Genomic DNA, 11756 nt, shown 5'->3' on the forward strand with positions numbered 1-11756 from the left:
CACAAGGAGGTCGCTGTCTTTGCACCCTACACATCAAGAAGTAGCGATTCACGCAGCCATCTTAACGGTTAGTGATACGCGAACGAAGGATACCGATACCGGCGGACAATTAATTCATACACTGTTACAAGATGCAAAATTTGAAGTTGCCGACTATGTAATCGAACGCGACGAACCCATTCAAATACTCGAACATGTTCGCCAATGGTCTGCTCAAGAACACATCAATACCATTATTATTACAGGTGGCACTGGATTCTCACAACGCGACCAAACATATGATGCGGTTACACCTCTTTTTGAAAAAGAGATGATTGGCTTTGGGGAGTTATTCCGTTCATTAAGCTATGACGAAATTGGTCCAAAAGCGATGTTCAGCCGAGCTACTGCTGGTTGCTTTAAACAGACAGCCATCTATGTCATACCTGGTTCAAAAAATGCAGTCAATCTAGCCATGCAAAAACTGATTTTGCCTACTGTACAACACTTCGTAGGGGAGTTGCACCGGATATGAATATTGCAGGTGTCGTATTAGCTGGCGGACAGTCCTCTCGCTTTGGTCGTCCTAAAATGTTTGAACCCTTACATGATGTACCACTTTATCAATATAGTCTTCAATCCTTGAAAGAAAATCAATTGTCACGTTATATCATCGCAACAAATGATGATCTACTCCCCTTCTTTCAACCAGACGAACAATTGACATTTCTCATTGAAAAAACAAAACATCAAGGACCTCTTTTCGTACTACATGAACTGCTTCAAACATTCAAAGAAGTCGATTGGTTCTTTTTAATCGCGGCAGATATGCCTTATATGACAGCTGATTTTGTTCAAAAAATGTTGCATGAGATAGACGAATCATACGATGCCATCATTCCAAAACAACATGAACGCATCCAACCACTCGCTGGTTTATACCATCGAAAGATTTTAGAAAAAACCACGAAACTCATCGCACAAGAGCGACGAAGTATGAAGGCTTTGCTCGACCTCATCCACGTCCATTACATTCCATTCTCGGATAATGAGCGTGTATTTACAAACATTAACTACGAACAAGATTTACCAAAAGGAGATTAACTTATGACAAACTTTACACATTGGAACGACGAAGGTAGACCGAAAATGGTCGATATTTCAGATAAAGATATTTCAAAACGCACAGCGATTGCACGCAGTACGATTACACTATCAGACGAAGTGTACGAAGCCATTCAAAATGGCGGTATTAAAAAAGGTGATCCAACACAAGTGGCACAAATCGCTGGAATTATGGGTGCAAAGAAAACGTCCGATATAATCCCGATGTGTCACCCTATTATGTTACAAGGTACAGATTTTACATTCGATTATCAAAAAGCGGAACAAGGCTATGAACTGCATATCGAAGTAGCAGTCAAATGTAGCGGTAAAACAGGTGTTGAGATGGAAGCACTGACAGCTGTTTCGATTGCGGCACTAACATTCTACGATATGTGTAAAGCAGTTGATAAATCGATGGTGATTAAAGAAACCTATTTAGTTCAAAAAACGGGTGGTAAAAGCGGCGTTTATAATCATCAATAAAAAGAGAGAGGCAAAGGTGAAATACCTTGCCCCTTTTTTATTTATTTTGCTACTGCTTTTTTCTTGTTGTACGCTACAAAGTAGATTGCACCAACAAAGATTGCGCCACCCACTGCATTACCTAAGAATGCTGGTACAACATTTGAAACTAAGTCTGCCCATGTTGCATGTCCTGCGAAAATAGCTGCTGGAATAACGAACATATTAGCAACAACGTGTTGGAAACCAAGTGTAACGAATGCCATGATTGGGAACCAAATACCAACAATTTTCCCGATGAAGTCTTGTGCACCGAATGATAGCCATACAGCTAAACATACTAACCAGTTACAACCGATTCCTGATACGAATGTATGTAGGAATGAATCCCCAATTTTAGCGTCTGCGACAGCAATTGTCTTATCTAAAAATGGACCTGTCTCTGTTAATCCTAAAAAATGACCGAAAGCAAATGCCACAAATAAAGCACCTAATAAGTTGGCTAGTGTTACCCAGAACCAGTTAATACATAATTGCGTGAATGTGATTTTTCTTGCGTATAATGCTAAAGGTACGGTCATCATATTACCAGTGATTAAATCAGCCCCTGCTAATAAGACAAGAATCAAACCAAGTGGGAAGACAGAAGCTCCAATTAATGTGATGAAGCTTCCCCACTCTGCTGGCATAGCTGCCATAACACGAATATCTAATAAAAATCCTAATGCGATAAATGCGCCGCCTAAAAAACCAAGAACGAGCATTTTTTTGATTGGTGATGCGACTTTCTCGACACCAACATTTACAGCAATTTCTGCGATTTCTGCAGGTTTATTAAAACTCATAACTTCTTACATCTCCTCAAATTTGTACATTATCCACCGATATGAGACATCTCGATTTTATGTTTCTTTCTCTCTTTCATCGTCTGCTCATTTCGTTCATCTGAATAACGATCGTTTCTGTTTTCCCAAACATGTGAAATCTGTTTTAATACGATTTCATCATCTTCTTCATTGCGAATTAAGTCTCGTAAATCCGTTCCTTTTGTCGCAAATAAACATGTGTATAACTTCCCTTCAGCCGAAATACGCGCACGTGAACATGTAGAGCAAAATGAGTCGGTAACAGATGATATGACACCAACCTCTGTCTTTTGATCTGCGTATTCAAAGCGGGATGCGACCTCCCCTGTATAGTTCGGGTCAATCGGTTGAATGGGCGAAAAAGCATTTACTTTTTCAACAATCTCTTTTTTCGAAACAACATCATCTAAACGCCAGCCATTTGAATTTCCAACATCCATATATTCAATATAGCGAAGAATATGTTGTCTCTCCTTGAAGAAAGCAGCCATCTGTTCAATATCTTGATCATTGACTCCCTTCTTCACAACCATATTAATCTTCACTTGAAGTCCTACTTCAGCGGCTTTTTCAATACCTTCTAAAACAGTTTTCACTCGACCACGTCGACCATTCATCTCAAAGAATCGATCCTCATCTAATGAATCCAAGCTAATCGACACTCTTTGTAAACCTGCATCTTTTAAAGGTTGGGCGAATTTTTTTAATAGTGTCCCGTTCGTCGTCATCGCAATATCTTTCACACCTTCTACAGCGTCAATCATGTGAATAAGTGTAGGTAAGTCTTTTCGTAATAAAGGTTCTCCACCTGTAATCCGAATTTTTTCAACTCCGAGCGATACAAATACTCTTACCAGTCTTTGAATTTCTTCAAAACTGAGGATTTTATCGTGTGGTAAAAAGGCATAATCAGGTCCAAATACTTCTGCTGGCATACAGTAGCTACAACGAAAATTACAACGATCTGTTACGGATATTCGTAAATCCCTAAGCGGTCTTTGAAGTTGGTCTTTAACATGATTCATATGAAATTCCTCCTTCTTTTTTCATCCAAATTAACATTCGTCTTGTAATTGAATGCGTTCTTGATGTGTATATACATTCATTCCCTCTTTTCGAATGAAGCCTACTGTTGTAATACCTAAATGGTCTGCTAATTCTAAAGCCAAAGCTGTTGGTGCAGATTTTGATAAGACGATTTCACAGCCAATTTTAGATACTTTCAGTAAAATTTCTGAAGAGATGCGTCCACTGAATACAATGATTTTATCTTGCATCGAGATTTGATTACGTAGGCAATAACCGTAAATTTTATCGAGTGCATTATGACGACCGATATCCATACGACTTAACACGATACCTGAAGCATCACAGAGTGCAGCATTATGCACGCCGCCTGTTTCCTGAAAAATTGTCGCATCATTTTGCATGTTGTGCATAAGACGATGACATTCTTCTGGTGTAACGCGCACATGTACTTCTTCCATCTTCTTTGCCACTAAAGCATCATTCGCAAAGACAAAACCTTGACGACTTGCACCACAACACGATGTAATGTAACGCTTATTTTGCATCTGTTGGAAATATGGATTGACGCGTTTTGTTTTCACATGAACGAACCCATCTTTCTCTTGATGCCAAATTTGTTCAATATCATCAAAATCTCGAATGACACGTTCAGAAGCTAGGTAGCCAATAACCATATCTTCTACATATTCAGGTGTACAAACCATCGTGACAAATTCTTCTTGGTTTACTTTTACAGTAACCGCGTATTCTGTCACAATCGTATCTTCCATTTCTTCCGCATTATTTCTCACAATACGAAGAACATTTCTTTTTACTGTGTTTTCCATCTGGCATCTCCCTCTACTCCGTAATATTGTCCTCAAAGACAAAAACAGAAATGGCAATATCCTCTTCAATTTTAATATCAGAGAAAAGGTGAACAAGCTTAGAACCAACTAACTCTTCCATGCCATCAGGTGTTTTTTCAGCATATAAATCTTGAATCATCGAAGTTCTCGCAGCGTGAACCATTTTAAGTCCTTCTGGCGAATTTGCGATGAATTTTTCCGTTGGTGTGATATTTCCCACCAATGTCGATACTGCCATATTCTCCACAAAAACAGTATGAATTCGTTCTGGACCTTTACCGAATAAATCCTTTCGTAGCTTACGAATAATATCATTAAACGCATGAATTTTTTGAGACATATTAACCATTCTCCTCACATGTTTTTACTTGATTTTACCATTTCAACGACGAGCCCACCCTTACAATTGGTTAATGATAAAGCAACTCCTCAAAAATTTAAAGAGCTTTTTTTATTGATAATGATTCTCAATAAAGAATATTTCTCGGATGATATTGTGTAATCGGATGAATAGGTCTATAATTGTGTCAGTTATATGGATTTTTCTTTTCGTTATGATTTTTGGGATTTTCTTATTCCATTCGAATGGGTAAATGCTATTTTTCTTAACGATGAGTTAAATCTAACAATTTAAAAAGTAGATTGGATTTTTAGCAAGAGATGCTAAGAATTTTATCCACCATGTCTAATCAACATACAAACATTTTGTGTGTTGATTCATGGTGGATTTTTTTTACAAAGTTTCGATACACAGATCATCACTTGTTTATTTATTTTGTGGAATTTAGGGAATAGAAATACATAACAAGATAAATTTTTTAAAAAAGCTCATTTTTTCTATTCTCTCATTTTTTTCAAAATGAACGCGCTGATGATAACGTATCAAAATACAAAACGGAGGAACTAGCCCATGACACAAATCAAAATTAACGGTTTGCCTTATGACGTTGAACCAGATGCAACGATTCTTGAGACAATCAATAAATACAACATCGAACATCCACAAGTATGTTATGTACCTTCAGTTGATCCCATTAAGACATGTGATACTTGTATCGTCGAAGTAGACGGTCAACTTGTACGCTCATGTTCAACAAAAGCGGTCGACGGTATGAACATTCAACTCGACTCCCCTAATGCTAAAGGTGCACAAACAGAAGCGATGGATCGTTTACTCGAAAACCATATGTTATATTGCACAGTTTGCGATAACAACAATGGCAACTGTACATTGCACAACACAACTGAAATGATGGGTATTGAACATCAAAAATATCCATTCTCTCCAAAAGAAGAACCAGAGAATGCAGTAGATAGCTCTCACCCATTCTACCGTTACGATGCCAACCAATGTATCGCTTGCGGTCAATGTGTTGAAGTATGTCAAAACCTACAAGTTAACGAAACATTATCACTGGATTGGGAAGCTGAACGTCCTCGTGTTATTTGGGATGAAGGCGTCGACATTAACGATTCTTCATGTGTAAGTTGTGGTCAATGTGTAACAGTATGTCCATGTAACGCACTAATGGAAAAATCAATGCTTGGTGAAGCTGGCTTCATGACAAGTATTAAACAAGATACATTAGAACCAATGATTGATTTAATCAAAGAAGTAGAACCAGGTTATAGCGGTATTTTTGCAATTTCTGAAATTGAAGCAGCGATGCGTAGTAAACGTACAAAGAAAACAAAAACAGTTTGTACATTCTGTGGTGTTGGTTGTTCATTCGAAGTTTGGACAAAAGGTCGTAAAATCTTAAAAGTTCAACCTTCTGAAGGACCTGTTAATGCCATCTCAACTTGTGTGAAAGGTAAATTCGGTTGGGACTTCGTCAACTCAGAAGAACGTATTACAAAACCATTAATCCGTAAAAACGATGAATTCGTTGAATCATCTTGGGATGAAGCACTTGATTTAATCGCTACAAAATTGGGCGGTATTCAAAAAGAACATGGTCCTGGCTCTGTTGGATTCATTTCTTCTTCAAAAATTACAAACGAAGAAAACTACTTAATTCAAAAAATGGCGCGCCAATTATTCGAAACGAATGATGTCGATAACTGTTCACGCTATTGTCAATCACCTGCTTCAGACGGTTTACAACGTACAGTTGGTATCGGTGGTGACGCAGGTACGATTAAAGACATTGCAAAAGCAGGCTTAGTTATTATCATTGGTGCAAACCCAGCAGAAGGACACCCTGTTTTAGCAACACGCGTAAAACGTGCACATAAATTACACGGTCAAAAATTAATCGTTTCGGACGTTCGTAAAAACGAAATGGCAGAGCGCTCAGACATTTACATGCATCCAAACCAAGGTACAGACCAAGTATGGTTAATGGCTGTTACAAAATACATCATCGACCAAGGTTGGCATGATGAAGCGTTCATCCAAAACAACGTGAATTTCTATGAAGAATTCAAACAAGTTCTTGATAAATACACACTTGAATACGCTGAAAAAGAAACAGGTATTTCAAAAGAGACATTAATCGAAGTAGCGAAGATGATTAAAGAAGCAGACGGTACATGTGTACTGTGGGGTATGGGTGTTACACAAAATAACGGTGGTTCTTATACTTCAGCAGCTATCTCAAACTTACTACTTGCGACAGGTAACTACCGTCGTCCAGGTGCAGGTGCTTATCCATTACGTGGTCACAATAACGTACAAGGTGCTTGTGATATGGGTACATTACCAAACGTATTACCGGGTTACCAAAAAGTAACAGACGATGCAGCGCGTCAAAAATTCGAAGAAGCATATGGCTCAAAAATCCCAGCTGAACCAGGTCGTACAAACATGGCAATGCTTGATGCGATTACAGATGGCGACATGAAGGCGATGTATTTAGTTGGGGAAGATATGGCATTAGTGGACTGTGATTCAAACCACGTCGATTATGTATTATCACAACTTGAATTCTTCGTTGTACAAGATTGCTTCCTATCACGTACAGCTCAATATGCAGATGTCATCTTACCAGCATCTCCATCACTTGAAAAAGAAGGTACATTCACAAATACAGAACGTCGTGTTCAACGTCTATATCAAGTACTTCCATCTCTTGGCGAATCAAAACCAGACTGGGTTATTCTACAAGATGTAGCACGTCGTTTAGGTGCTGATTGGAACTACAACCATCCAAGTGAAATCTTCGCTGAAATGGCAAGCTTAACACCATTCTTTGCACAAGCAAACTATGATGTTCTTGAAAACTGGGGTAGCTTCTGTTGGGGTAGCCTAGATGGTAAAGATACACCACTTCTTTACGAAGATGGCTTCAACTTCCCAGACAAAAAAGCACGCTTCGCATTAAATGACTGGATTCCACCAGTAGAATATGAAGCACAATATGATTGCTTAATTAATAACGGACGTATTTTAGAACACTTCCACGAAGGAAATATGACGAATAAATCACAAGGTATTCAATCAAAAGTACCTGAAATTTATGTCGAAGTATCACCTGAACTTGCAAAAGAACGTGGTATTGAAGAAGGTGCATTACTTCGATTAGTATCACCAAATGGCGCACTAAAATTACCAGCGTTAATTACAGACCGTGTACAAGGTAACGAACTATTCTTACCGATGAACTCGACAAGTAAAGATTCAGCAATCAACTTCTTAACAGGTCAAACATTAGATGTGAATACATCTACACCTGCTTATAAACAAACAAAAGTACGTGTGGAAGTTTTAAAATCAAAAGGTAAATCACCGCTTCCAAGAACAAATCCACGTTCTAAAAAACGTCATCCGCAAAACGGTGTTGAAGTACAACGTAAATGGGATCGCCCAGGTTATGTACACTTAACAACGAACGGGGGAGAATAATTATGGCTGCACCAATTAATACGATTAAAAAACAAGTTCTAACAGAAGAACAAGTAACAGAACAAAAGCTAGAAAACTTAAAGCAATTAGTGAGCGAAAACGACAGTGCCATTCAACAAATCATGCAATTGATTGGTGAACTTGATTCAATCGGCGCTTTAGAGGCAGCAAACAAAATGCTTGAAGCAAAAGAAGACGTAGCAAATATCGCATTAGGTCAATTAACAAGTAAACCTGTAACGAACATCATCAATAACATGATGGGCGCTGCAGGGGCACTTGCCTCTTTAGATCCTGCTGTTACAACAAAATTAGTAGCAGGTTTGATGAGTGGCGTGGACGAAGCGAACAAAGCAATCGCTGAACAAGATAAAATCAGCAAACTAAAACTCATCAAAATGATGAACGATCCAGATGTCAATCGCGCGATGAATTTCGGTATCCATTTCCTTAAAGGGCTTGGCAGTAATTTAAAATAGTAAGGTGGTATACCCCGTATGTTAACAAAAGAAAATGTGGTGAATGCATTAAAAGACGTGCAAGATCCTGAACTTCATAAAAGCGTTGTCGAACTAAATATGGTACGCAATGTTCAAATTGATGGTACGCATGTTTCGTTAGAAGTAGTGCTAACAATTAAAGGTTGTCCGCTAAAAGCTAAAATCCAACAAGACGTGGAAGATGCATTAAAAGCAATCGGCGCAACAGAAGTAGCATTACAATTCGGTACAATGACCGATGAAGAACGCATGGCTTTAACTGCTTCGTTAAAAACACAAAACGTCAACAAGCAAGGTATGCCGAAAATGTTAGAACCCGATTCAGGTGTACAATTTATCGCCATCACAAGTGGTAAAGGCGGTGTAGGTAAATCAACCGTAACGATTAACCTAGCTACTGCACTTGCGAGACTTGGCAAACGTGTTGGGATTGTGGACGCTGATATTTATGGCTTTAGTATTCCAGCTATGATGCGTACACAGCAAAAACCAACAATGATTGACCAAACAGCGATTCCTGTAGAAGTAGCAGGTGTTAAAATTATGTCGATGGGCTTCTATACAAAAGACAATCAACCTGTGATGTGGCGTGGACCAATGCTAAATAAATGGATTCGTAACTTCCTTGTAAACACACATTGGGGCGAACTCGATTATTTACTAATTGACCTACCACCAGGAACAGGAGATGTCGCAATCGATGTCGCGGCGATGATTCCACAAGCAAAAGAAATCATCGTCACAACACCACATAACACCGCATCATACGTTGCATCTCGTGCAGGTATGATGGCCATTCATACAAAACATGAAGTATTAGGTGTCGTTGAAAACATGGCATACTTTGAAACACCAGATGGTCAAAAGAACTATATTCTAGGTCAAGGTGGCGGCGATAATCTTGCACGCTCACTAAAGTGTGACGTCATCGCACGCGTACCATTCGCAAAACCAGAAGAAAATCTTGGCTCATCGATTTACGATGAAGACTCTGTCGTAGGTGAAGTATTCACAAACCTTGCAGAAGACATCATTTATAGCTAATTTAAAAACAGGTTGGAACATATACACTATGCTTCCAACCTGTTTTTTTATTATTGAATGTACCCTGCTTTTCGCAACACTTCCATGAAGTAAAAGCGATATGTGTTTTGAACAAAACTCTCAAGTGATAATCCTACATTCAATTGATATTTTGAAAAGATAAAGAAAAAACGCTTATCCCATTTCGAACGTAGTAATACGCCCGCTTCTTCCCCATACTTTTCTGTAAATTCTACAATTAAAGGTTCAATCATATGTGCACAATGCTCTTTTAAATTACCTAATGCATCCGCATCTTTATCTTGTTGGAACTGTTTAATCCATAGTTTTAACTGCTCATCCATACTAAAAAACATCCTTTTCTATCGAGTTTCTTCCTATTTAATATTATACTATTTTTCGATTGAGAAATCTGCTCTCACTGCTGTTTAAGTGTATGCCCATTAACAAACCCCAGTTAAGTCTCACAAGTTTCTGTATAAATCTGAAAACACGGCTACTTTTCCGTACAGTTGTGTCTATGGCTCTCTTACAAACTCAATCCCCTTTTCTCGCATATCACGTACATCACGCTCAAAATCATCCGTTTGTAAAAATAAAAAGACGCGTCCACCCGACTGTCATCCGATAAAAGCTTGCTGTTTTTCATTCGAATTAGGTGATGATACAACCGACCAGCGCTTATTCTGCTCTGGTTGTTCTATATCTTCTACCAATGTAAAATGCAGTTTTTTTGTATAAAATGCAATCGCCTCATCATAATCTTTTACGACAAGTACGACATGTACAATCGATTATTTCATCTCGATTTTCCTATTAAAAAAGACTAAGGATTCCTCCTTAGCCTTCTCTCTTATAATGAACGCTTTAAAATTTCTTTTACGTCTTCTTTTGATAGTGGTACATAGCTACCGATTTTTTCAGCAACCATTGAACGCTCTGCCATTAAATCAAGCTGTGCATCATCAATATCAAAATCAGCTAATTTTGTTGGCGCACCAATTGAAGTCCAGAATTCTTGTAAAGCCGCAATCGTTTCTTTCGCAAGCTCCGCATCTGTCTTCCCTGTCGCATCTAAATCAAAGACATTCTTACCTAGTTGCGCTACTTTTTCAGGTTTTTGTTCGCTAACGAATGACATCCAAGAAGGGAATAGAATCGCTAAACCACCACCATGTGGAATATCATACACAGCAGAAACTGCATGTTCAATCATATGTGTCGCCCAGTCTGTTTTCACACCCATTGATAAGACACCATTCAATGCGAATGTACTGTTTAACATCATTACTTCACGATATTCGTATGAATGTAAATCCTTCACAAGTTTTGGACCTACTTCAAGTACTGTACGTAAAATCGACTCGCCAAAACGGTCTTGTAGCGGTGTGTTCGTTGACGCATTAAAATATTGCTCAAATACATGTGACATTGTATCGACAATACCATAAATTGTTTGATTCAATGGTACAGAATACGTCAATTCAGGATCTAAAATACTGAATTTCGGATACGTATAAATCGAACCGAATGAACGCTTATCATTCTCTTCCCAGTTCGTAATTACGCCGCTACCATTCATTTCAGAACCTGTTGCTGCGATTGTTAACACTGTTCCAAAAGGTACTGCCGATGTTGGCACTGCTTTTTTAAGAATAATATCCCATACATCCCCATCGTAACGTGAACCAATAGCAATCGCCTTGGCACAGTCAATAACACTACCGCCACCAACAGCTAAAATAAAATCAAGTTCATGCTCTTTTACAAGATCAATCCCCTTTTGAACGGTTGTCAGACGTGGGTTCGGCTCTACACCTGCAAGCTCAACTACCTCTTTCCCCGCAGCTGTTAACTGTGCCATCACTTGATCATAAACACCATTCTTCTTAATACTACCGCCACCATATAGTAGAAGAACGCGCTTTGCATCCGTTGGTATTTCTTGATCTAATGATTGAATTTGCCCCTTACCGAAAATGAGCTTCGTTGGGTTTTGATACTTAAAATTTTCCATGCATGTTCCTCCTTGGATTCAGCTATCACTTTGAATGTACTTAGCTTACATTTTTTA

Annotated in this window: 12 protein-coding genes and 1 pseudogene; 6 read left to right on the top strand and 7 right to left on the bottom strand. The window is 38.5% G+C overall.

What is annotated here, in order from left to right:
* Positions 1–19 precede the first annotated feature (19 nt).
* Genes MHB75_RS11850 through moaC form a run of 3 tightly spaced genes read left to right on the top strand, consistent with a single transcriptional unit; the run spans position 20 to position 1569 of the window.
* Positions 20–514, top strand: coding sequence for a MogA/MoaB family molybdenum cofactor biosynthesis protein (locus MHB75_RS11850; RefSeq protein WP_141274257.1), 495 nt, complete (start codon positions 20–22; stop codon positions 512–514).
* The gene (gene mobA, locus MHB75_RS11855) at positions 511–1083 is read left to right on the top strand and encodes a molybdenum cofactor guanylyltransferase (RefSeq protein ID WP_340997914.1); all 573 of its coding nucleotides are present in this window, start codon (positions 511–513) and stop codon (positions 1081–1083) included. The genes MHB75_RS11850 and mobA overlap by 4 nt, the downstream gene beginning before the upstream one ends.
* Before the next feature lie 3 nt (positions 1084–1086).
* A complete protein-coding gene (gene moaC, locus MHB75_RS11860) occupies positions 1087–1569 on the top strand; it encodes a cyclic pyranopterin monophosphate synthase MoaC (protein ID WP_121177706.1) in 483 nt (160 codons plus the stop codon).
* 41 nt (positions 1570–1610) lie between these two features.
* Here the strand turns inward: moaC and MHB75_RS11865 are convergent, their stop codons facing one another.
* Genes MHB75_RS11865 through MHB75_RS11880 form a run of 4 tightly spaced genes read right to left on the bottom strand, consistent with a single transcriptional unit; the run spans position 1611 to position 4631 of the window.
* The gene (locus tag MHB75_RS11865) at positions 1611–2393 is read right to left on the bottom strand and encodes a formate/nitrite transporter family protein (protein WP_340997916.1); all 783 of its coding nucleotides are present in this window, start codon (positions 2391–2393) and stop codon (positions 1611–1613) included.
* Positions 2394–2422: 29 nt separating this feature from the next.
* A complete protein-coding gene (gene moaA / locus MHB75_RS11870; protein ID WP_340997918.1) occupies positions 2423–3439 on the bottom strand; it encodes a GTP 3',8-cyclase MoaA in 1017 nt (338 codons plus the stop codon).
* A gap of 30 nt (positions 3440–3469) precedes the next feature.
* Positions 3470–4270: a formate dehydrogenase accessory sulfurtransferase FdhD gene (gene fdhD / locus MHB75_RS11875; RefSeq protein WP_340997921.1), complete on the bottom strand. Its 801-nt coding sequence runs from the start codon at positions 4268–4270 to the stop codon at positions 3470–3472.
* A 13-nt stretch (positions 4271–4283) separates the two neighbouring features.
* On the bottom strand, positions 4284–4631 hold the full coding sequence (locus MHB75_RS11880; RefSeq protein WP_068450260.1) for a DUF2294 domain-containing protein: 348 nt from the start codon (positions 4629–4631) through the stop codon (positions 4284–4286).
* A 570-nt stretch (positions 4632–5201) separates the two neighbouring features.
* Between MHB75_RS11880 and fdhF the strand changes: the two genes are divergently transcribed.
* The 3 genes from fdhF to MHB75_RS11895 are packed head-to-tail and all read left to right on the top strand — an operon-like array spanning position 5202 to position 9682.
* A complete protein-coding gene (fdhF, locus tag MHB75_RS11885) occupies positions 5202–8138 on the top strand; it encodes a formate dehydrogenase subunit alpha (RefSeq protein WP_340997922.1) in 2937 nt (978 codons plus the stop codon).
* Between the two features lie 2 nt (positions 8139–8140).
* The gene (locus MHB75_RS11890) at positions 8141–8617 is read left to right on the top strand and encodes a DUF1641 domain-containing protein (protein ID WP_141274263.1); all 477 of its coding nucleotides are present in this window, start codon (positions 8141–8143) and stop codon (positions 8615–8617) included.
* An 18-nt stretch (positions 8618–8635) separates the two neighbouring features.
* Positions 8636–9682, top strand: coding sequence for an Mrp/NBP35 family ATP-binding protein (locus tag MHB75_RS11895; protein ID WP_325943637.1), 1047 nt, complete (start codon positions 8636–8638; stop codon positions 9680–9682).
* Positions 9683–9732: 50 nt separating this feature from the next.
* On the opposite strand, the gene MHB75_RS11900 is transcribed toward MHB75_RS11895, so the two are convergent.
* From MHB75_RS11900 to MHB75_RS11910, 3 genes and pseudogenes are all read right to left on the bottom strand, one after another.
* Positions 9733–10026 (bottom strand): hypothetical protein, encoded by a 294-nt coding sequence (locus MHB75_RS11900; protein ID WP_340997927.1) that lies wholly within the window; start codon positions 10024–10026, stop codon positions 9733–9735.
* Positions 10027–10203: 177 nt separating this feature from the next.
* Positions 10204–10473 (bottom strand): annotated as a pseudogene (locus MHB75_RS11905) (VOC family protein); the annotation flags it as partial.
* A 62-nt stretch (positions 10474–10535) separates the two neighbouring features.
* Entirely contained in the window at positions 10536–11699 is a 1164-nt protein-coding gene (locus MHB75_RS11910) for an iron-containing alcohol dehydrogenase (protein WP_340997929.1), read from the bottom strand.
* Between the last annotated feature and the right edge of the window lie 57 nt (positions 11700–11756).

Origin of the sequence: Kurthia sp. FSL E2-0154 (assembly GCF_038003625.1) — a bacterium.
GTDB classification, from domain to species: domain Bacteria; phylum Bacillota; class Bacilli; order Bacillales_A; family Planococcaceae; genus Kurthia; species Kurthia gibsonii.

Excerpts from the sequence above, each read along its gene's own strand:
- mobA (WP_340997914.1), top strand. The coding sequence starts at position 511 with ATGAATATTGCAGGTGTCGTATTAGCTGGCGGACAGTCCTCTCGCTTT.
- moaC (WP_121177706.1), top strand. The coding sequence starts at position 1,087 with ATGACAAACTTTACACATTGGAACGACGAAGGTAGACCGAAAATGGTC.
- MHB75_RS11865 (WP_340997916.1), bottom strand. The coding sequence starts at position 2,393 with ATGAGTTTTAATAAACCTGCAGAAATCGCAGAAATTGCTGTAAATGTT.
- moaA (WP_340997918.1), bottom strand. The coding sequence starts at position 3,439 with ATGAATCATGTTAAAGACCAACTTCAAAGACCGCTTAGGGATTTACGA.
- fdhD (WP_340997921.1), bottom strand. The coding sequence starts at position 4,270 with ATGGAAAACACAGTAAAAAGAAATGTTCTTCGTATTGTGAGAAATAAT.
- MHB75_RS11880 (WP_068450260.1), bottom strand. The coding sequence starts at position 4,631 with ATGTCTCAAAAAATTCATGCGTTTAATGATATTATTCGTAAGCTACGA.
- fdhF (WP_340997922.1), top strand. The coding sequence starts at position 5,202 with ATGACACAAATCAAAATTAACGGTTTGCCTTATGACGTTGAACCAGAT.
- MHB75_RS11890 (WP_141274263.1), top strand. The coding sequence starts at position 8,141 with ATGGCTGCACCAATTAATACGATTAAAAAACAAGTTCTAACAGAAGAA.
- MHB75_RS11895 (WP_325943637.1), top strand. The coding sequence starts at position 8,636 with ATGTTAACAAAAGAAAATGTGGTGAATGCATTAAAAGACGTGCAAGAT.
- MHB75_RS11900 (WP_340997927.1), bottom strand. The coding sequence starts at position 10,026 with ATGGATGAGCAGTTAAAACTATGGATTAAACAGTTCCAACAAGATAAA.
- MHB75_RS11910 (WP_340997929.1), bottom strand. The coding sequence starts at position 11,699 with ATGGAAAATTTTAAGTATCAAAACCCAACGAAGCTCATTTTCGGTAAG.